Source organism: Streptomyces sp. NPDC026673 (assembly GCF_040638135.1).
In the GTDB taxonomy this organism is placed as follows: Bacteria; Actinomycetota; Actinomycetes; order Streptomycetales; family Streptomycetaceae; genus Actinacidiphila.
In genome coordinates this window covers 21,167-41,108 of record NZ_JBEZXR010000016.1, presented here as the reverse complement: position 1 = coordinate 41,108, position 19,942 = coordinate 21,167, and the positions used below count along the sequence as shown (strand labels likewise).

Here is a 19,942-nt window from a genome sequence, read left to right as displayed (position 1 = left end):
ACGCCGCCTCGTAGATGTCGAGCCATCGTGAGTGCGAGTGCCGGGTTCCGGTGTTCCGGCGCGTTGTCGTGGCGGAGGGGTGTTCCCCCTTTGACCCCCCTCCGGGGATCAGGCGCGTAGCGAGACGGAGGGGGCGGGGTCGTAGGGGTGGGCGTTCTGGACACTGGGCGTATTTGTGTGCGGCACCCGGGGTGAGAAGAGCAGGTGCCCGCCACGCACGTAAATATGCGTCCAGAATGCCCAGCCCCGGAGGCCCCGCACCCGGCCCACCCACACATGCAGCGGCGCGGTGCCTGACTGCGCCGGGCAATCGGGAGGGCGGGTGGGGGAGAAACCCCAACCGCAACCACAAACGGCGCCGCAGACGAGGCACGGGCCGCAAGGGGCACCCCCCGCCGCGGCGCAGCCCCCCGTGGGGGATGACGGACAATGGGGGGCATGCCATCCGTACTGCCCGACGGCGAGCCCATGCCCGAGGACGGGGCGCTCCCGCCCGCCGCCCTCCGCGGCGCGGAGTCCCGCCCGCTGGGCTTCTACCTCCACGTCCCCTACTGCGCCACCCGCTGCGGCTACTGCGACTTCAACACCTACACCGCCGCCGAGCTGCGCGGCACCGGCGGTGTGCTCGCCTCGCGGGAGAACTACGCGGACACCCTGATCGACGAGATCCGGCTGGCCCGCAAGGTCCTCGGCGACGACCCCCGCCGCGTCGAGACGGTGTTCGTCGGCGGCGGCACCCCCACCCTGCTGCCGGCCGCGGACCTCGTCCGCATGCTGGGGGCGATTCGCGACGAGTTCGGCCTGGCGGAGGGCGCCGAGGTCACCACCGAGGCGAACCCGGAGTCCGTGGACCCCGCGTACCTGGGGGAACTGCGGGCCGGGGGGTACAACCGGATCTCGTTCGGGATGCAGAGCGCCCGCCCGCACGTGCTGCAGGTGCTGGACCGGCGGCACACGCCCGGGCGCCCGGAGCAGTGCGTGGCGGAGGCCCGGGCGGCGGGGTTCGAGCACGTTAACCTGGACCTGATCTACGGCACGCCCGGGGAGTCGGACGACGACTGGCGGGCGTCGCTGGACGCCGCGATCGGCGCGGGCCCGGACCATGTGTCGGCGTACGCGCTGATCGTGGAGGAGGGCACGCAGCTGGCCCGCCGGATCCGGCGCGGCGAGGTGCCGATGACGGACGACGACGTGCACGCCGACCGCTACCTGATCGCGGAGGAGCGACTGGCGGGGGCCGGATTCGGCTGGTACGAGGTGTCGAACTGGGCCACCTCGACGGCGGCCAGGTGCCGCCACAACGAGCTGTACTGGACCGGCGCGGACTGGTGGGGCGCCGGCCCGGGGGCGCACAGCCACGTCGGCGGGGTGCGGTGGTGGAACGTGAAGCACCCGGCGGCGTACGCGGCGGCGCTCGCCGAGGGGCGCAGCCCCGGAGCGGGGCGCGAGGTGCTGGCCGACGAGGACCGCCGGGTGGAGCGCATCCTGCTGGAGCTGCGGCTCTCCGACGGCTGCCCGCTGGACGTCCTCGCACCGGCGGGCGCCGAGGCCGCGGAGCACGCCGTAAGGGATGGCCTCCTGGATCCCGGTCCTTACCGTGAAGGCCGCGCGGTCCTCACCCTGCGCGGCCGCCTGCTCGCGGACGCGGTGGTCAGGGACCTGGTCGACTGAGGCTCACCCCGGCGCCGTGACGAAGTCGATCAGCTCCTCCACCCGGCCCAGCAGCTCCGGTTGCAGGTCCTTGTAGGAGTGGACGGAGCCCAGGATCCGCTGCCAGGCGGCGCCGGTGTTCTCCGGCCAGCCCAGGGCGCGGCACACGCCGGTCTTCCAGTCCTGGCCGCGCGGGACGGACGGCCAGGCGGGGATGCCGAGGGAGCCGGGCTTCACGGCCTCCCAGACGTCGATGTAGGGGTGGCCGGCGACCAGGACGTGCTCGCCGGTGACCTCGGCGGCGATACGGGACTCCTTGCTGCCCGGCACGAGGTGGTCGACGAGCACGCCGAGGCGGGCGTCCGGGCCGGGGGCGAAGGAGGCGACGATGGCGGGGAGGTCGTCGACGCCGTCGAGGTACTCGACGACGACGCCCTCGACCCGCAGGTCGTCGCCCCAGACCCGTTCGACGAGCTCCGCGTCGTGGCGGCCCTCGACGTAGATCCGCCCGGCCCGGGCGACCCGGGCCCGGGCGCCGGGGACGGCGAGGGAGCCGGAGGCGGTCAGCCGGGGGCCCGCCGGAGGGGCGGCGGCGGAGGGGCGGACGAGCGTCACGACGCGGCCCTCCAGGAGGAAGCCACGGGGTGCCATCGGGAACACGCGGTGCTTGCCGAAGCGGTCCTCGAGGGTGACCGTGGGGCCCTCGGCGGTCTTCTCGCAGCGGACGACCGCGCCGCAGAAACCGGTGGACACCTCCTCCACGACCAGGTCCCGCTCGGCCGCGACCTCGGGGGCGGGCGTGGCGGGCCGTTTCCAGGGAGGGGTGAGGTCGGGGTCGTAGCTGCGGCTGCGCATGCCAGGGATCGTATCCGTGCGGCCGAACGCTCAGGCGGATCCGAATCGGGCCGTCAGCGCGTCCCGTTGGGCGCGGACGAAGCGCGCGTCGACCACGGCGCCGTGGCCCGGTACGTAGAGCGCCGTCTCGCCGCCCAGCCACAGCAGGCGGTCGAGGGTGCCGGGCCAGGCGTGCGGCGCGGCGTCGGGACCGGCCTGCGGTTCGCCCGACTCCTCGACGAGGTCGCCGCAGAAGACCACGGCCGGCGTCCCCGGCACGACGACCACCAGGTCGTGGGTGGTGTGCCCGTCACCCGGGTGGACCAGCAGGACCTGCCGGTCGCCGCCGAGGTCGAGCTCGTACGAGCCGTCCACGAGATGACCGGGGCGGACGAGGGCGTCCGCCGCCTGTGTGGACTCGGCCTCGCCGGCGCCGTGCCCGACCGCGTCCCGGCCCAGCGAGAAGCGCTCGCGGTCCAGGTAGGCGTCGAGGGCCATGTCCCCGAAGACCTGGACGCCCTTGAAGGCGGCGGTGCCGAAGACGTGGTCGAAGTGACCGTGGGTGAGTGCGATGTGGGTCACGTCCCGCCCGGTCAGTTCGCGGACCTGCCGGCGCAGCAGGGCGCCCTCGGCGACCGAGGACCCCGTGTCGACCAGGAGCACGCCCTGGTCGCCGACGACGACCCCGACCGTCACGTCGAGGAAGGGCAGCCGCCGCCGGGCCACCCCCGGTGCGAGCTGCTCCCAGCCGGGGGAGTCCGGCGCGGTCGGTGTGTTCTCCACAACGTGACGGTATCCCCGCGGGACGCCCCGCGCCCGCTACGGTGGCGGGGCGAGGGCGCCTTGGGCCGGACCTGTGGACGGCCCTTGCCGAGGTCTTGCCACCCCGCCGTACACTGACTTGGGGAAAACTGGCACTCAGGGAAGTGGAGTGCCAGGCCGCGGGGGGCGACACGACCCGCACGGTGACCGAGCGACTGGAGGTGCGCGATGCTCAGTGAACGACGGCTGGAAGTGCTGCGTGCCATCGTCCAGGACTACGTGGGCACCGAGGAGCCGGTCGGCTCGAAGGCGCTCACCGAGCGGCACGCCCTCGGCGTGTCCCCGGCGACCGTCCGCAACGACATGGCCGTGCTGGAGGAGGAGGGCTACATCCAGCAGCCCCACACCAGCGCCGGCCGCGTGCCGACCGACAAGGGCTACCGGCTCTTCGTCGACCGGCTCACCAGCGTCAAGCCCCTGTCGGGCGCCGAGCGCCGGGCCATCGGGAACTTCCTGGACGGCGCCGTCGACCTCGACGACGTGGTGGCCCGCACGGTCCGGCTGCTGGCGCAGCTCACCCGGCAGGTCGCGATCGTCCAGTACCCGTCGCTCACCCGCTCGACCGTGCGCCACGTCGAACTGCTCGCGCTCGCCCCGGCCCGGATCATGCTCGTGCTGATCACGGACACCGGACGGGTGGAGCAGCGGCTGGTGGACGCCCCCGCACCGGTCGGCGAGACCGTGCTGGCCGACCTGCGCGCCCGGCTGAACAGCCGGGTGGTGGGGCGCCGGTTCAGCGACGTCCCGCCGCTGGTGCAGGAGCTTCCCGAGGGCTTCGAGCCCGACGACCGGCCCTCCGTCCAGGTGGTCCTCGCCACACTCCTGGAGACCCTGGTCGAGGAGACCGAGGAGCGGATCATGCTCGGCGGCACGGCCAACCTGACCCGCTTCGGGCACGACTTCCCGCTGACGATCCGCCCGGTGCTGGAGGCGCTCGAGGAGCAGGTGGTGCTCCTCAAGCTGCTGGGCGAGGCCAAGGACTCTGGCGTGACGGTGAGAATCGGTCACGAGAACTTCCATGAGGGCCTGAACTCCACATCGGTCGTCTCCGTCGGCTACGGTTCGGGCGACGAGGCGGTGGCGAAACTCGGCGTGGTCGGACCGACCCGCATGGACTACCCCGGAACGATGGGAGCGGTACGCGCAGTGGCACGTTACGTCGGACAGATCCTGGCGGAGTCGTAGTGGCCACGGACTATTACGCCGTGCTCGGCGTGCGCCGCGACGCAAGCCCGGACGAGATCAAGAAGGCATTCCGCCGTCTCGCGCGAGAGCTGCACCCGGACGTCAATCCGGACCCGAAGACGCAGGAGCGGTTCAAGGAGATCAACGCCGCTTACGAGGTGCTCTCGGACCCGCAGAAGAAGCAGGTCTACGACCTCGGCGGCGACCCGCTGTCCGCCAACGGCGGCGGGGCCGGCGCGGGCGCCGGCTTCGGCCAGGGCTTCGGCAACTTCAGCGACATCATGGACGCCTTCTTCGGCACGGCGTCCCAGCGCGGTCCGCGCTCGCGCACCCGGCGCGGCCAGGACGCGATGATCCGGCTGGAGATCGAGCTGGACGAGGCGGCCTTCGGCACGACCAAGGACATCCAGGTCGACACGGCCGTCATCTGCAACACCTGCCACGGCGAGGGCGCCGCCCCGGGCACGTCCGCGCAGACGTGTGACATGTGTCGCGGCCGCGGTGAGGTCTCGCAGGTCACGCGGTCCTTCCTCGGCCAGGTCATGACCTCCCGGCCGTGCCCCCAGTGCCAGGGCTTCGGCACCGTCGTCCCGACCCCGTGCCCGGAGTGCGCGGGCGACGGCCGGATCCGGTCCCGGCGCACCCTGACCGTCAAGATCCCGGCCGGTGTCGACAACGGCACCCGCATCCAGCTCGCGGGCGAGGGCGAGGTCGGCCCCGGCGGTGGCCCCGCCGGCGACCTCTACGTCGAGATCCGGGAACTCCCGCACCAGATGTTCCAGCGGCGCGGTGACGACCTGCACTGCACCGTCACCATCCCGATGACGGCCGCGGCACTGGGCACCAAGGTCCCGCTGGAGACCCTGGACGGGCTGGAGGAGATCGACATCCGGCCCGGCACGCAGTCCGGCCAGTCGATCCCGCTCCACCAGCGCGGCATCACGCATCTGCGGGGCGGCGGCCGGGGCGACCTCATCGTGCACGTCGAGGTGCAGACCCCGACCAAGCTCGACCCGGAGCAGGAGGAGCTGCTGCGCCGCATGGCGAAGCTGCGCGGCGAGGAACGGCCCACGGGGCAGTTCCAGCCGGGCCAGCAGGGGCTGTTCTCCCGGCTGAAGGACGCGTTCAACGGACGCTAGGCACGGCCTGGACGTCCGCGGGCCCGTGGGCCGGGGGGAAACACCCCGGACCACGGGCCCCTTCGCGTCGTGAAACGATGGGCGCATGGCCGCACCGACCGACCTCCGCGCACGGACCGCGCCGTGACCGCCCCCGTCTTCGTCGTCGACCCGGAGGCGCTGGGCCCGGACCGCATCACGCTCTCCGGCCCCGAGGGCCGGCACGCGGTCGCCGTGCGCAGGCTGCGCGTCGGCGAGGAGATCGTCCTCACCGACGGCCTCGGACGCGGCGCGTACGGCACCGTGGCGGCCGTCGACGGCAAGGACACGCTCGAGGTCGCCGTCGCGGACGTCCGGGAGGAGCCCGAGCCCCGGCCGCGGATCACGGTCGTCCAGGCGCTGCCCAAGGGCGACCGCGGTGAACTCGCCGTCGAGACCATGACGGAGGTCGGTGTCGACGCGGTCGTGCCCTGGGCCGCCGCGCGCTGCATCACCCAGTGGAAGGGCGAGCGCGGCGCCAAGTCCCTCGCCAAGTGGCGTTCCACCGCCCGGGAGGCCGCCAAGCAGGCCCGGCGGCTGAGGTTCCCCGAGATCGCCGAACCGATGACGACCCGCCGGCTGGCCGCGCTGCTGTCCGGGGCCGCGTTCGCCGCCGTCCTCCACGAGGAGGGCTCCGAGCCGCTCGCCACCGCCCCGTTGCCGCCCGAGGGCGAGATCGTCCTGGTCGTCGGCCCCGAGGGCGGGGTCTCCCCGGAGGAACTCGACGCCTTCGCCGCCGCCGGTGCCAAGCCCTACCGCCTCGGCGCGAGCGTCCTGCGCACCTCCACCGCCGGCGTCGCCGCCACCGCCCTCCTGCTCGGCCGCACCGGACGCTGGGGCTGACCGGCACCCGGCGGCCCGGGGCGGCCCGGAATCCCCCTCGGGGCAATGAGATCGAAAACCCCTGACCACCGGAGCACCGGGTGGTTAATGTGACGGCGTGACGCAGCCTTCGCACCCCGCGTACCTCCGCTTCCCGCACCTGCACGGTGACCTGATCACCTTCACCGCCGAGGACGACGTCTGGGCCGCCCCGCTGGACGGCACCGGTCGGGCCTGGCGGGTCAGCGCGGACAACATGCCGGTCGGCCATCCGCGGTTCTCGCCCGACGGGGCGCGCATCGCGTGGACCTCCACACGCGACGGCGCACCCGAGGTGCACGTCGCGGCCACCGACGGCGGGCCGTCGAAACGCCTGACGTACTGGGGCAGCCGCACCTCCGTGCGCGGCTGGACGCCCGGCGGCGACGTGCTGGCCGTCAGCACCTCCGGGCAGGCGTCGCTGCGCCGCAGTTGGGCGCGGGCGATCCCGGTGGACGGGGGTCCCGCGCGGACGCTGCCGTACGGGCCGGTCGGGGACGTCGCCTACGGGCCGGACGGGGCCGTGCTGCTGCTGTCGGCGACGATGGGCCGCGAGGCCGCGGCCTGGAAGCGCTACCGCGGCGGCACGGCGGGCAAGCTGTGGATCGACCGCACGGGCGACGGGGAGTTCGAGCGGATCCACGCCGGCCTGGACGGCAACCTGGAGTGCGCGATGTGGGTGGCGGAGAGGATCGCCTTCCTCTCCGACCACGAGGGCGTCGGCGCGCTCTACTCCAGCCTCCCCGACGGCAGCGACCTGCGCCGCCACACCGCCGTGGAGGACGGCGGCTTCTACGCGCGGCAGGCCGCCACCGACGGCACTCGCGTCGTCTACACCAGCACCGGGCGGCTGTTCGTGCTGGACGACCTGGACGGCGCCGAGGCCCGTCCGCTCGACGTCCGCCTCGGCGGTCAGCGGACCGACCTGCAGCCGCACCCCGTGCGCGCCGCCCACCACCTCGGCGACGCCCGGCCCGACCACACCGGCCGCGGCAGCGCCGTCGAGATCCGCGGTACCACGCACTGGGTCACCCACCGCGGCGGCCCGGCGCGGGCGCTGTCCGCCGAGCCGGGGGTGCGCACCCGGCTGCCGCGGGTGTTCGGCGGCGAGGGCGACCAGCAGGTGGTGTGGGTCACCGACGCCGAGGGCGAGGACGCGCTGGAGATCGCCCCCGCGGCGGGCACCGGCACGGCCGCGCCCCGTCGGCTGGCCGCGGGACGGCTCGGCCGGGTCCTGTCCATGACCGTCTCCCCGGACGGCCACCGGATCGCCGTCGCCTCGCACGACGGCCGGGTGCTGCTCGTCGAGGCGCAGACCGGCGAGGTCCGCACCGTCGTCGAGGGCGAGCACGGCCACGCGAGCGGCCTCGCCTTCTCGCCCGACTCGGCCTGGCTCGCCTGGTCCCACGCCGGGCCCGACCCGCTGCGCCAGCTCAAGCTCGCCTCGACCGCGGACCTCACGGTCGTCGACGCGACCCCGCTGCGCTTCCGGGACTACTCGCCCGCCTTCACCTCCGACGGAAAGCACCTGGCGTTCCTCTCCGAGCGCTCCTTCGACCCGGTCTACGACGAGCACGTCTTCGACCTCGCCTTCCTCGGGGCCTGCCGCCCCCACCTGATCACCCTCGCCGCCACCACGCCCTCGCCCTTCGGCCCGCAGCGCCACGGGCGGCCCGTCGACTCCTCTGCCGAGGACAAGGACGGCGACGACCGCGGCCAGGAGGAGGGCAAGAAGGACTCCCGCAAGGAGGACGGCGAGGACCGGCCCCGCACCCCCGTCACGAAGGTGGACGCCGAGGGCCTGGCCGACCGCATCGTCCCGTTCCCGGTCGAGGCGGCCCGCTACTCCACGCTGCGGGCCGCCAAGGACGGCGTCCTGTGGCTGCGCCACCCCCTGCAGGGCGTCCTGGGCGCGAGCCTCGCCTCGCCCGAGGCCGAGCCGCCGTCCAGCGCGCTGGAGCGGTACGACCTCAAGCAGCTGCGGGTGGAGGACATCGCCGACGACACCGACGACTACGCCGTCAGCGGCGACGGCAACAAGGTGCTGGTGACGTCCGGCCACCGGCTGCGGGTCGCGGCGGCCGACCACAAGTCGGCGCCGTCCGACGACGAGACCGACAGCAACGTCACCGTCGACCTCTCCCGCGTCCGCGTCACGGTGGACCCGCACGCCGAGTGGCGGCAGATGTACGACGAGGCCCACCGCCTGATGCGGGACAACTTCTGGCGCGCCGACATGGGCGGCGTCGACTGGGACGGCGTGCGCGACCGCTACCGGCCCGTCCTGGACCGGGTCGCCACCCACGACGACCTCGTCGACCTGCTCTGGGAGGTCGCGGGCGAACTGGGCACCTCGCACGCCTACGTCACCCCGCCCGGCGGCCGCGGCGACTCCCTGCACGGCCAGGGCCTGCTCGGCGCGGACCTCGCCCGCGACGCGGACGGCGTGTGGCGCGTGGAGCGGGTGCTGCCCTCGGAGACCTCCGACCCGCGCGCCGGCTCCCCGCTGGCCGCGCCGGGCGTCGCGGTCCGTGCCGGCGACGCGATCCTCGCCGTCGACGGACGGCCGGTCGACCCGCTGGCCGGCCCGGGTCCGCTGCTCCTCGGCACCGTGCGCAAGCCCGTCGAACTCACCGTCGCCCCGGCCGACGGAGGCGCGGTGCGCCATGTCGTCGTGGTGCCCATCGCGGACGAGGAGCCGCTGCGCTACCACGACTGGGTCGCCGGGCGCCGGGCCCACGTGCACGAGCTGTCCGGCGGACGGCTGGGGTATCTGCACGTGCCCGACATGGTCGGCTCCGGCTGGGCCCAGATCCACCGCGACCTGCGGGTGGAGGTCGTCCGGGAGGGTCTGGTCGTGGACGTGCGGGAGAACCGCGGCGGCCACACCTCCCAACTGGTCGTGGAGAAGCTGGCGCGGCGGATCGTGGGCTGGGACCTGCCGCGCGGGATGCCCGCCTTCAGCTACCCGCTGGACGCGCCGCGCGGGCCCGTCGTGGCCGTCGCCAACGAGTTCTCCGGCTCGGACGGCGACATCGTCAACGCGGCCATCAAGGCACTGGGGATCGGGCCCGTGGTGGGCACCAGGACCTGGGGCGGCGTCATCGGCATCGACTCCCGCTACCACCTGGTCGACGGGACGCTGGTCACCCAGCCGAAGTACGCCACGTGGCTGGAGGGCGTGGGCTGGGACGTGGAGAACCACGGCGTCGACCCGGACGTGGAGGTCGTCCACACCCCGCAGGACTGGGCCGCCGGGCGCGACCCGCAGCTGGACGAGGCCGTCCGCATCGCCCTGGAGGCGCTGGAGGCCAACCCGGCCCGGACCGCGCCCCCTTTGCCGCCCTTGCCGTAGCGTCCCCCTCCGCCGTGGCGGCGGAGGTGCCGCCGGGCCCCGGAACCGGGGCCCGGCGCGACCCGCCCCGCGCCGGCGCGTCGGCGCGGCGGGCACCGGTAGCATGCGGACGTACTGATCAACCCCTGGACGGAGGCGTCAGGTGGCGGGAGAGCCGCAGGCGGACTGCCTGTTCTGCAAGATCGTCGCGGGGAGCGTGCCCGCGACCGTCGTGCGGGAGACCGCGACGACCGTCGCGTTCCGCGACATAAACCCCCAGGCGCCGACCCACGTCCTGGTGATCCCCAAGGCGCACTACCCGGACGCCTCGACGCTGGCCGCCGAGGCGCCCCAGCTCGCCGCGGACGTGCTGCGGACGGCGGGCGAGGTCGCGGCCGACGACAAGGTGGACGACACCGGCTACCGGATCGTCTTCAACACCGGTGCCGGGGCGGGCCAGACCGTCTTCCACGCGCACGCCCACGTGCTGGGCGGCCGCGGCCTCGAGTGGCCGCCCGGATAACCCCCTGTGTCCGCACGTGAATTGGTCGTGCTCGGCACGGCCAGCCAGGTTCCGACCCGGCATCGCAACCACAACGGCTACTTCCTGCGCTGGGACGCCGAGGGCATCCTCTTCGACCCCGGCGAGGGCACCCAGCGCCAGATGCTCCGCGCCGGTGTCGCGGCGCACGATCTGACCCGGCTGTGCGTGACCCACTTTCACGGGGACCACAGCCTGGGTCTGGCCGGCGTCATCCAGCGGATCAACCTCGACCGGGTGCCGCACCCGATCACGGCCCACTACCCGGAGTCCGGCCGGCGCTTCTTCGACCGGCTGCGGTACGCCACCGCCTACCGCGAGACCGTGGCCCTGCGCGAGGAACCGGTGAAGGGCGAGGCGGTCGTGCTGGTCGATTCCGCCGCCTTCCTGCTGGAGGCGCGCCGCCTGTCGCACCCGGTGGAGGCGTACGGCTACCGGCTGGTCGAGCCCGACGGGCGCCGCATGCTGCCGGAGCGCCTGGCCGCGCACGGCATCACGGGCCCGGCGGTGGGGCGGCTGCAGCGCGAGGGCGAGGCGGACGGGGTGACGCTCGCCGACGTGAGCGAGCCGCGCCCGGGGCAGCGCTTCGCCTTCGTGATGGACACCCGGCTGTGCGACGCGGTGTACGCCCTGGCGGACGGCTGCGACCTGCTCGTCATCGAGTCGACCTTCCTGGACGAGGACGCCGCGCTGGCCGAGGAGCACGGCCACCTCACGGCGGGTCAGGCGGCCCGGGTGGCGGCGGAGTCGGGCGTACGGCATCTGGTGCTCACCCACTTCTCGCAGCGCTACACCGACCCGGCGGACTTCGAGCGCCAGGCACGGGACGCCGGCTTCGAGGGCGAGCTGACGGTGGCCCAGGACCTCGGCCGGGTCGCCGTGCCGAAGCGCCGCCAGACCTAGCCAAACGTCTCTGACCTGTACGGTTGCGGGGTGAGCATCCCGAAGGCCGAACTCCATCTGCACATCGAAGGCACCCTCGAACCCGAGCTCGCCTTCGCCCTCGCCGAGCGCAACGGGGTCGACCTGCCGTACGCCTCGACCGAGGAGCTGCGGCGGGCCTACTCCTTCAGCGATCTGCAGTCCTTCCTGGACCTGTACTACGCGCTCATGGCCGTGCTCCGCACCGAGCAGGACTTCGCCGACCTCGCCGACGCCTATCTCGCCCGGGCCGCCGCGCAGGGCGTGCGGCACGCCGAGATCTTCTTCGACCCGCAGGCGCACACCGCGCGCGGCGTCCCGATCGGCACCGTCGTCGAGGGTCTGGCGCGGGCGCTGGAGCGCGGCCCCGAGCGGCACGGCGTCAGCACGCGGCTGATCATGTGCTTCCTGCGGGACGAGTCGGCCGAGTCCGCGATGGAGACCTTCGAGGCAGCCCGGCCCCATCTGCACCGCATCAGCGCCGTCGGTCTGGACTCCGCCGAGGTCGGCCACCCGCCGTCGAAGTTCCGCGCGGTGTACGAGGCGGCCGCGGCGGCCGGCCTGCGCCGGGTCGCCCACGCCGGCGAGGAGGGCCCGCCGGCATATGTGTGGGAGGCGCTGGACGTGCTCGGCGTCGACCGGATCGACCACGGCATCCGCAGCATGGAGGACCCGGAACTGGTGGCCCGGCTGGTCCGCGACCAGGTGCCGCTGACCGTCTGCCCGCTGTCCAACGTGCGCCTGCGCTGCGTGGACACCCTCGCCGACCACCCGCTGCCCGCCATGCTCGACGCGGGGCTCCTGGTCACGCTCAACTCCGACGACCCCGCCTACTTCGGCGGCTACGCGGGCGACACCTTCGACGCGGTGGCGGGCGCGCTCCCGCTGGGCGAGGACGCCCTGCGGCTGCTCGCCCGCAACTCCTTCCGGGCCGCCTTCCTCGACGGCGACGAGGACCTGCGGGACCGGTACCTCGCCGAGGTGGACGCGTACACGTTCTGAGTGCGCCCTGAGTGCGTCCGCGCGTGCCCGTCTGAGTACGCGCACTCATGCGGACCGTGCCGCGCGGGCGGAGCATGGAGTCATGCGCAAGCACCTGATACGGCCCGCAGCGGCCGTCACGCTGATCGTGACCACGCCCGTCGCCGTCTGGGGGCTGATGGGCCGGCAGGACGCCGCCGGCTTCGCACCCTCCGAACTGGACTACATGGTGCGGCCCTTCGCCATTCCGGAAGGGGCGGAGACCGCGATCGGCGCGGCCGCGGCCGTGCTGGCCACCGGTGCGGCCGTGCTGCTGGGCCGGGCCTCCCGTCCCGGGCCGGACCGCTTCGACGGCCGGTGGTGGGAGGTCATCGGGCCGCTGCTCGCGGCCGGGCTGCTCATCGGCGCGATCTGGCGGACGGTGACCGCCGGGGTCATCGGCGCCAACATCGGCGCCGGGCTGGCGATCCTGCTCGGCGGGCCCGTGGTCGCCGGGCTGGTGCTGTGGTCGCTGGGCCGGGGCCTGTGGCTGGCCCGCGCGCGGCGCCGCGGCACCCGTCCTCCGCGCGGGGGGACGGGCACCGCGGGCTGGCGGCCCGCCGCCGGTCAGGGCACGTAGTACATCGGGTTGGGGAGCTTGAACGACTTGTCGGCGTGACCGCCGCTCAGGTCGCTGTACTGGTCGCCGAAGTTGGCGATGATGTCGTACCCCTGCGCCTCGATGTGGGCCCGGGTGCCCGCCTTGTAGTCGACGGTGGAGCAGGTCCAGGTCGGGGTGGAGCAGGGCAGGTAGTCGGTCGCGACCTTGTTCTTCAGGAAGAAGTGGGCCGGGTCCGCCGCGGAGGTGTAGCCGGCGGTCCCCAGGTTGCGGACGCTCGCGGCGCGCTGCGTCTCCGGGCGGCCGGTGATCCAGAAGACCGTCACACCGTGGTCGGCGGCCCAGTCGGCCAGCTGCGGCATGCCGAAGACCGGGGCCATGTCCTTGTTCTGGATGTACGCGTCGTTGGAGGCGGGCGTGTAGTTGAAGCCCACCTCCAGCTCGTAGTTGTACGTCAGCAGGGACGTGTCGTCGACGTCGAGGACGATCGCCGGCTTGCCGTGTCCGTGGTGCGCGGACTTCTTCAGGGCGTCCTGCAGATAGCCCTTGGCCTTCTTCTCGATGCCGGCGACCTGCTTGGCGTAGTTGCTGTCGGCGGCGGACTGGTGCTCGCCGGAGGCGTCGACGGTGTCGCCGTAGTACGCCTTGATGTCGGTGACCACGTCGGTCAGGTTGGGTATCTGCTTGTCGCTGCGCGGCACGGACGTGTCCGCGGTCGCCGCGCCGACCCCGTAGAGGGTGGCGGCCGCCGCCACCGCGGCGACGGCGGCGGCGAGGGTGCGGGTGCGCCCGCGGGTGAACACGGACGGTCTGGCTGCGGGCATCTGGGGGGCTCCTTCGATCCGGCCGGAGTGCACGCACGGCCGGGCCCACGCGCTTCGGGGGAATGCCCGGCCCTGCGGGGCTCGTTGACGCGGCGACGCTAGGGGTCCTCGATCGCGCTGGTCAAGGGCTGTCTACGCGCGATGACCCCGAATCGCCGCCCGAGGACGAATCAGCCCAGGTCGCCACGTGCGGAAAGGACCGGCAAAGCTTTGGTATGCCGCCGCGGCGGGGTCCCCCGCCGCTCGGGTCGCACCCGGCCGCGGGTCAGTGGCGGTGGCGTCCCGGACGCCGCCGCCCCGGCGCCGCGTCCCGTCTGCGGGCGGCCCTCGACAGGGCCGCGCCGACCGCGCAGAGCAGTGCCCCCGCCCCGAACGCGGTGAAGCCCAGTGGTGCCTTCGGCAGTCCCCACAGCGTCTCGGCGAACGGGTCGGGCGGGGCCTGCGCGCTGCCCACGCCGCCCAGCAGGCTGAGGATCAGTGACACCCAGACGGCGAAGCCGGCCAGCGCCACCAGCACCCCGGCGGCCATGAGCAGCCGGCCCGGCCCCCGCACCCGGAAGAGTCCGGTGCAGGCCTCCTCGGCGGCACCCGGGTCCGCCTCGTGCCCGTCGCCGGGTTCGCCGCCGCCGTAGCGCCGGCGCCCGACCAGGTACTGGGCGCGGCCGGACGGGTAGCGGGCGCCGTGGCGGGTGCCGGACCGGTCGCGGGCGTCCCCGAGGTCGTGGACGACCGTCAGGGGCGGGGGAGCGGCCTCCCCGGGCTCCCCGGCCTCCCCGGCCTGTCTGGCCTCCCCGGGCTCCCCGGGTTCCGCGGCCTGCCCTGCCTCCCGCGCCCCTGCGGTCCCCGGGGTGTCCGCCTCCTCGGCGTCCGGTCGCGCCGGTCGCGCCGGCCGGGCCGACTCCACCGACAACCGCAGCTCCACATGGCCGATGCGCAGCAGGTCGCCGTCGTGGAGGGGACGCGGCGCGTCGAGCAGGGCCCCGTTGAGATAGGTGCCGTTGGTCGAGCCGAGGTCGCTGAGCACGACATGGCTTCCGGCACGGTTCACCGCGGCGTGCCGCCGGCTCACGCCCTCCTCGTCGAGCCGGATCCCGCTGCCGGGGTGCCTGCCGATCTCGGAGTACCCGGCCGGGATGGCGTGGGCCGTGCCGGCGCCCGGCCCCGTGGTCTCGATCAGTTGTGGCGGTGCGGGCGCGTGTCCGGGCATCTCCAGCCCCTGGGGGTCATCCGCTTTCCCTCAGCATCCGTCCGCGCCAGCGTGCGGACAAACGCTGGTCACGGCGCCGGGCACGCGTACGATCGACCGGAACGACACCAGGTCGGGAGGAAGCCCGGGTGGAAGACCAGCCCGTCCTCGATCCGCTCGCGGCGGTGCGCGCGCCGGACGACCCGGAGACCGATGTGTATCTGACCGGCACGGTCTTCCTGGACATCATCTTCACCGGTCTCGACAGCGCGCCCGTGCGCGGCACCGAGTCATGGGCCCGCGGCATGGGATCGAGCCCCGGCGGGGTGGCCAACATGGCCACGGCCCTCGCCCGGCTGGGGCTGCGCACCTCGCTCGCGGCCGCCTTCGGCGACGACGTGTACGGGGACTACTGCTGGGACGCCCTCGCCGCCGGGGAGGGCATCGAGCTGGGCCTGTCCCGCAGGATCCCGGGCTGGCACTCGCCGGTCACCGTCTCCATGGCGTACGAGGGCGAGCGCACCATGGTCAGCCACGGCCACGAGGCACCGCCGCCCGAGGACACCGCTCCGGCGTGCCCGCCGCCGAGCCGGGCGTGCGTGGCCTCGCTGGTGCCAGGCGGGCCGCGGCAGGAGTGGATCGGCGGTGCCGCCCGGCAGGGCAGCCGGATCTTCGCCGACGTCGGCTGGGACGACAGCGGCCGCTGGGACCCGGCCGATCTCGCCGACCTGGCGCACTGCGAGGCCTTCCTGCCGAACGCCGCCGAGGCCATGCGCTACACCCGCACGGACTGCCCGCGGGCCGCCGCCCGCAAGCTGGCCGAACTCGTCCCGCTGGCGGTGGTGACGCTCGGCGCCGAGGGCGCGTACGCGGTGGACTCGGGCAGCGGGCAGGAGGCCGAGGTCCCGGCGCTGTCCGTGGAGGCCCTGGACCCGACCGGGGCCGGGGACGTCTTCGTGGCGGGCTTCCTGACCGGCACGCTGGCCGACTGGCCGCTCGCCGACCGGGTGGCCTTCGCGTGCCTGACGGCCGCGCTGTCGGTGCAGGAGTTCGGCGGTTCGCTGTCGGCGCCCGGCTGGATCGAGATCGCCGCCTGGTGGCAGCACGCCAAGGCGTACGACGACCAGGACCGCTCGGCGCTGCGCCGCTACGCCTTCCTGGACGACCTGCTTCCCACCGGCACCCGCCGCTGGCCGCTGCGCCGCGCGGTGCCGACGATCGGCTTCCGCCCGCCGCCGCTGCGCTGACGCGGTGGCGCTCAGGAGCCCGGCGGCACGCCGTCGCCGCCGGTGAGGTGCTCCGTGGAGAACTCCACCGGCGCGGAACGGCCCGTGCGGCCCCGGGCGCCGTTCGCGGGAGGCGTGCGTGCCTCCTCGGCCAGTTGACGCAACAGGTAGGCGTCGAGGGACAGACCGGCCTCGGCCGCACGGCGCCGGAGCGTGCGGTCCACGTCATCGGGGACGTCCCGGATCCAGATGTCGGGCATGCCCGTCAGTATGCCGCCATGCCGCCGTCAGACCCGGCGCTCCAGGATGCGGCCCGGCCAGGGGTCGCCCTCGGCCTGGGGCACGGTGAAGGGCTGGGCGCGGGTGAAGCCCAGGGCCTCGTACTGCCGCACCAGGCGGCCGTCGCCGCCCGCGTAGCAGTCGACGCGCAGCAGGGAGATGCCCCGGCGGCGGGTCTCGGCGACGGCGTCGTCCACCAGGGCCGCGCCGATCCCGCTCCCGGACAGCGCCCGGTCCGTGACCAGCAGCCGCAGATACAGTTCGCGCTCGTCCACCGGCGGGGCGTACTCGGGCCTCTCCTCGGCCAGCACGCACACACCGGCCACCCGGCCGTCGACCTCGGCGGCGCGCAGCAGGTACTCCTCGGCGTACCGGGCGACCCGCTCCACCGCCGGGGGCCGGGAGGACCAGGGGCGGGTGCCCCACTGGCCGGTGCGGCCGCGAGCGGTCAGCCAGGCGACGGCCCCGTCCAGCAGGGCGAGCGTCGCGGGCAGGTCCCCGGGTCCTCCGGTACGGATCTCCATCCGGCAGTTCTACCCGGCGCGTGACGCAGCGTAAAACCCCTCGGAACCCCAGCCGCACCGACGTACCCTTGAACCCCAAGCCCAGTGGCATGTCGAACAGCAGAAGGCGGGATGAGCAGGCCGTCGAGCCTGGCCCATGACTCAGACACCGACAACGCAGCAACCGCAGGCGAGCGCCCACTTCGTCGTACCGGCCAAGCACCCCATGGTGACGGTCCTCGGGTCCGGCGACTCGCTCCTGCGCGTGATAGAGCAGGCGTTCCCGGCCGTCGACATCCATGTACGAGGCAATGAGATCAGCGCGAGCGGTGAACCCGCGGACGTCGCGCTGGTCCAACGCCTCTTCGACGAGATGATGCTGGTGCTCCGCACCGGCCAGCCGATGACGGAGGACGCAGTGGAGCGGTCGATCGCCATGCTCCGCCAGGACAGCGGAACCGACGGCCTGGAGGAGACCCCCTCCCAGGTGCTCACCCAGAACATCCTGTCCAGCCGGGGGCGCACCATCCGCCCCAAGACCCTCAACCAGAAGCGCTACGTCGACGCGATCGACAAGCACACGATCGTCTTCGGCATCGGCCCGGCCGGCACCGGCAAGACCTACCTGGCCATGGCCAAGGCCGTCCAGGCCCTGCAGTCCAAGCAGGTCAACCGGATCATCCTGACCCGTCCGGCCGTCGAGGCGGGCGAGCGGCTCGGCTTCCTGCCGGGCACGCTCTACGAGAAGATCGACCCGTACCTGCGGCCGCTGTACGACGCGCTGCACGACATGATCGACCCCGACTCGATCCCGCGCCTCATGGCGAGCGGCACGATCGAGGTCGCTCCGCTGGCGTACATGCGCGGACGCACCCTCAACGACGCGTTCATCATCCTCGACGAGGCGCAGAACACCAGCGCCGAGCAGATGAAGATGTTCCTCACCCGGCTCGGCTTCGACTCCAAGATCGTCATCACCGGCGACGTCACCCAGGTCGATCTCCCCGGTGGCACGAAGAGCGGGCTGCGCCAGGTCGTGGACATCCTGGAGGGCGTCGAGGACGTGCACTTCTCGCGCCTGACGAGCACGGATGTCGTACGCCATAAGCTGGTCGGGCGCATCGTGGACGCCTACGAGCGCTACGACGACCTCAACGGCAACCGAAAGTAGCCACCGAAGCACTATGGCGATCGACGTCAACAACGAATCCGGCTGGGACTTCGACGAGGCGGCGGTGCTCGACATCAGCCGCTACGCCCTGCAGCACATGCGCATCCACCCGCTGTCCGAGCTCTCCGTCATCGCGGTCGACGCCGACGCCATGGAGCAGCTGCACATCCAGTGGATGGACGAACCGGGCCCCACCGACGTCATGTCCTTCCCGATGGACGAGCTGCGTCCCGGGAAGGACGACGAGGAGCCCCCGCAGGGCCTGCTCGGGGACATCGTGCTCTGCCCCGAGGTGGCCAAGAAGCAGGGCGACGCGGCCGTGACCAAGCACTCCATGGACGAGGAGCTGCAGCTGCTCACCGTCCACGGAGTGCTGCACCTGCTCGGTTACGACCACGAGGAGGCCGACGAGAAGGCCGAGATGTTCGGCCTGCAGAAGGCCATCCTCGACGGCTGGCGCGCCGAGCGCGGCATCGAGGGGCCGTCCCCGGCCCCGACGACCACCCACTGATCGCGATGGTGGTCTTCGCCGTCCTGCTGGTCGTCGTCGCCTGGCTCGCCGCCTGCGCCGAGGCCGGCATCGCCCGCACCTCCCGCTTCCGGGCGGAGGCCGCGGTGCGTGCCGGCCGGCGCGGGGCGGACAAGCTGCTGGCGGTCTCCTCGGACCCCACCCGCTACCTCAACGTCGCGCTGCTGGTCCGGGTGGCCTGCGAGATGGCGGCGGCGGTGCTCGTCACCGTCGTCTGCGTCCGGCACTTCGAGGAGACCTGGCAGGCGGTCCTCGTCGCGGTCGCCGTCATGATCGTGGTCTCGTATGTCGCGGTGGGCGTCTCGCCCCGCACCATCGGCCGCCAGCACCCGCTGAACACGGCCACCGCGGCGGCGTACGTGCTGCTGCCGCTGGCCCGCGTCATGGGGCCGATCCCGGCGCTGCTGATCCTCCTCGGCAACGCGCTCACCCCCGGCAAGGGCTTCCGCCAGGGGCCCTTCGCCTCCGAGGCCGAGCTGCGGGCGCTGGTCGACCTCGCCGAGAGCGAGTCCCTGATCGAGGACGAGGAGCGCCGCATGGTGCACTCCGTCTTCGAGCTCGGCGACACCCTGGTGCGCGAGGTCATGGTGCCGCGCACCGAGCTCGTGGCCATCGAGCGCTACAAGACGATCCGCCAGGCCATGACCCTCGCCCTGCGCAGCGGCTTCTCGCGCATCCCGGTCACGGGCGAGAGCGAGGACGACATCGTCGGCATCGTCTACCTCAAGGACCTCGCCCGCCGCGTGCACATCAACCGCGACGCGGAGACCGACCCCGTCTCCTCGCTGATGCGCCCGGCCTTCTTCGTCCCCGACACCAAGAACGCCGGCGACCTGCTGCGCGAGATGCAGCGCGAGCGCAACCACGTGGCCGTCGTCATCGACGAGTACGGCGGAACGGCCGGCATCGTCACCATCGAGGACATCCTGGAGGAGATCGTCGGCGAGATCACCGACGAGTACGACCGCGAGGTGCCGCCCGTCGAGGAGCTCGGCGAGGGCCGCTACCGCGTCACCTCCCGCCTCGACCTCGGCGACCTGGGCGAGCTCTACGGCGTCGACCTCGACGACGAGGACGTCGAGACCGTCGGCGGTCTCCTGGCCAAGACCCTCGGCCGGGTGCCCATCCCCGGCGCCTCCGCCGTCGTCGGCCTCCCCGAGACCGGCTCGGCCCCCGGCGCCCCCGCCGCCCTGCGGCTCACCGCCGAGGCCCCCTCGGGACGCCGCAACCGCATCGGCGCGGTCCTCGTGGAGCCGGTCGCGACCGTCGCGGACGAGGACGGCACGGGCCCGGAGCCGGACGGGGCGCTGCACGGCGGCTGAGGCCCCGCCGGGGCCGGG

The 19,942-nt window shown here is 73.6% G+C and carries 19 protein-coding genes; 13 read left to right on the top strand and 6 right to left on the bottom strand.

What is annotated here, in order from left to right:
* The first annotated feature begins 438 nt into the window (after positions 1-438).
* Complete coding sequence (gene hemW, locus AB0F62_RS14295) at positions 439-1,671, top strand: radical SAM family heme chaperone HemW (RefSeq protein ID WP_361797139.1); 1,233 nt, start codon at positions 439-441, stop codon at positions 1,669-1,671.
* Between the two features lie 3 nt (positions 1,672-1,674).
* On the opposite strand, the gene AB0F62_RS14290 is transcribed toward hemW, so the two are convergent.
* Both AB0F62_RS14290 and AB0F62_RS14285 read right to left on the bottom strand, forming a co-directional pair.
* A complete protein-coding gene (locus AB0F62_RS14290; protein ID WP_361797136.1) occupies positions 1,675-2,505 on the bottom strand; it encodes a DUF3097 domain-containing protein in 831 nt (276 codons plus the stop codon).
* 30 nt (positions 2,506-2,535) lie between these two features.
* Positions 2,536-3,267, bottom strand: a complete 732-nt coding sequence (locus AB0F62_RS14285) for an MBL fold metallo-hydrolase (protein ID WP_361797133.1) — start codon at positions 3,265-3,267, stop codon at positions 2,536-2,538.
* A 207-nt stretch (positions 3,268-3,474) separates the two neighbouring features.
* On the opposite strand from AB0F62_RS14285, the gene hrcA reads away from it, so the two are divergent.
* The 8 genes from hrcA (at position 3,475) to AB0F62_RS14245 (ending at position 12,905) form a co-directional block, all read left to right on the top strand.
* Positions 3,475-4,491 (top strand): heat-inducible transcriptional repressor HrcA, encoded by a 1,017-nt coding sequence (hrcA, locus tag AB0F62_RS14280; protein WP_361797130.1) that lies wholly within the window; start codon positions 3,475-3,477, stop codon positions 4,489-4,491.
* Positions 4,491-5,630, top strand: a complete 1,140-nt coding sequence (gene dnaJ, locus AB0F62_RS14275) for a molecular chaperone DnaJ (protein ID WP_361797128.1) — start codon at positions 4,491-4,493, stop codon at positions 5,628-5,630. Before hrcA ends, dnaJ begins: the two co-directional genes overlap by 1 nt.
* 123 nt (positions 5,631-5,753) lie before the next feature.
* Positions 5,754-6,491, top strand: a complete 738-nt coding sequence (locus AB0F62_RS14270; RefSeq protein WP_361797125.1) for a 16S rRNA (uracil(1498)-N(3))-methyltransferase — start codon at positions 5,754-5,756, stop codon at positions 6,489-6,491.
* A gap of 97 nt (positions 6,492-6,588) precedes the next feature.
* Complete coding sequence (locus AB0F62_RS14265) at positions 6,589-9,864, top strand: PDZ domain-containing protein (RefSeq protein WP_361797122.1); 3,276 nt, start codon at positions 6,589-6,591, stop codon at positions 9,862-9,864.
* Between the two features lie 142 nt (positions 9,865-10,006).
* Complete coding sequence (locus AB0F62_RS14260; protein ID WP_361797119.1) at positions 10,007-10,366, top strand: histidine triad nucleotide-binding protein; 360 nt, start codon at positions 10,007-10,009, stop codon at positions 10,364-10,366.
* Between the two features lie 6 nt (positions 10,367-10,372).
* A complete protein-coding gene (locus tag AB0F62_RS14255; protein ID WP_361797117.1) occupies positions 10,373-11,287 on the top strand; it encodes a ribonuclease Z in 915 nt (304 codons plus the stop codon).
* A gap of 30 nt (positions 11,288-11,317) precedes the next feature.
* On the top strand, positions 11,318-12,307 hold the full coding sequence (locus AB0F62_RS14250) for an adenosine deaminase (protein WP_361797114.1): 990 nt from the start codon (positions 11,318-11,320) through the stop codon (positions 12,305-12,307).
* An 82-nt stretch (positions 12,308-12,389) separates the two neighbouring features.
* A complete protein-coding gene (locus AB0F62_RS14245) occupies positions 12,390-12,905 on the top strand; it encodes a hypothetical protein (RefSeq protein WP_361797111.1) in 516 nt (171 codons plus the stop codon).
* On the opposite strand, the gene AB0F62_RS14240 is transcribed toward AB0F62_RS14245, so the two are convergent.
* Positions 12,893-13,708, bottom strand: coding sequence for an HAD family acid phosphatase (locus AB0F62_RS14240; RefSeq protein WP_361797108.1), 816 nt, complete (start codon positions 13,706-13,708; stop codon positions 12,893-12,895). The genes AB0F62_RS14245 and AB0F62_RS14240 overlap by 13 nt on opposite strands.
* Positions 13,709-13,973: 265 nt before the next feature.
* On the bottom strand, positions 13,974-14,915 hold the full coding sequence (locus AB0F62_RS14235) for an FHA domain-containing protein (RefSeq protein WP_361797105.1): 942 nt from the start codon (positions 14,913-14,915) through the stop codon (positions 13,974-13,976).
* A gap of 128 nt (positions 14,916-15,043) precedes the next feature.
* On the opposite strand from AB0F62_RS14235, the gene AB0F62_RS14230 reads away from it, so the two are divergent.
* A complete protein-coding gene (locus tag AB0F62_RS14230) occupies positions 15,044-16,141 on the top strand; it encodes a PfkB family carbohydrate kinase (protein WP_361797102.1) in 1,098 nt (365 codons plus the stop codon).
* An 11-nt stretch (positions 16,142-16,152) separates the two neighbouring features.
* Here the strand turns inward: AB0F62_RS14230 and AB0F62_RS14225 are convergent, their stop codons facing one another.
* Both AB0F62_RS14225 and AB0F62_RS14220 read right to left on the bottom strand, forming a co-directional pair.
* Positions 16,153-16,380, bottom strand: a complete 228-nt coding sequence (locus AB0F62_RS14225) for an antitoxin (protein WP_361797099.1) — start codon at positions 16,378-16,380, stop codon at positions 16,153-16,155.
* Between the two features lie 27 nt (positions 16,381-16,407).
* Positions 16,408-16,923, bottom strand: a complete 516-nt coding sequence (locus tag AB0F62_RS14220) for a GNAT family N-acetyltransferase (RefSeq protein WP_361797096.1) — start codon at positions 16,921-16,923, stop codon at positions 16,408-16,410.
* Positions 16,924-17,059: 136 nt separating this feature from the next.
* On the opposite strand from AB0F62_RS14220, the gene AB0F62_RS14215 reads away from it, so the two are divergent.
* Genes AB0F62_RS14215 through AB0F62_RS14205 form a run of 3 tightly spaced genes read left to right on the top strand, consistent with a single transcriptional unit; the run spans position 17,060 to position 19,924 of the window.
* The gene (locus AB0F62_RS14215) at positions 17,060-18,073 is read left to right on the top strand and encodes a PhoH family protein (protein WP_361797094.1); all 1,014 of its coding nucleotides are present in this window, start codon (positions 17,060-17,062) and stop codon (positions 18,071-18,073) included.
* A 13-nt stretch (positions 18,074-18,086) separates the two neighbouring features.
* The gene (gene ybeY, locus AB0F62_RS14210) at positions 18,087-18,584 is read left to right on the top strand and encodes an rRNA maturation RNase YbeY (RefSeq protein ID WP_361797091.1); all 498 of its coding nucleotides are present in this window, start codon (positions 18,087-18,089) and stop codon (positions 18,582-18,584) included.
* A gap of 5 nt (positions 18,585-18,589) precedes the next feature.
* The gene (locus AB0F62_RS14205; RefSeq protein ID WP_361797088.1) at positions 18,590-19,924 is read left to right on the top strand and encodes a hemolysin family protein; all 1,335 of its coding nucleotides are present in this window, start codon (positions 18,590-18,592) and stop codon (positions 19,922-19,924) included.
* Positions 19,925-19,942: the final 18 nt, after the last annotated feature.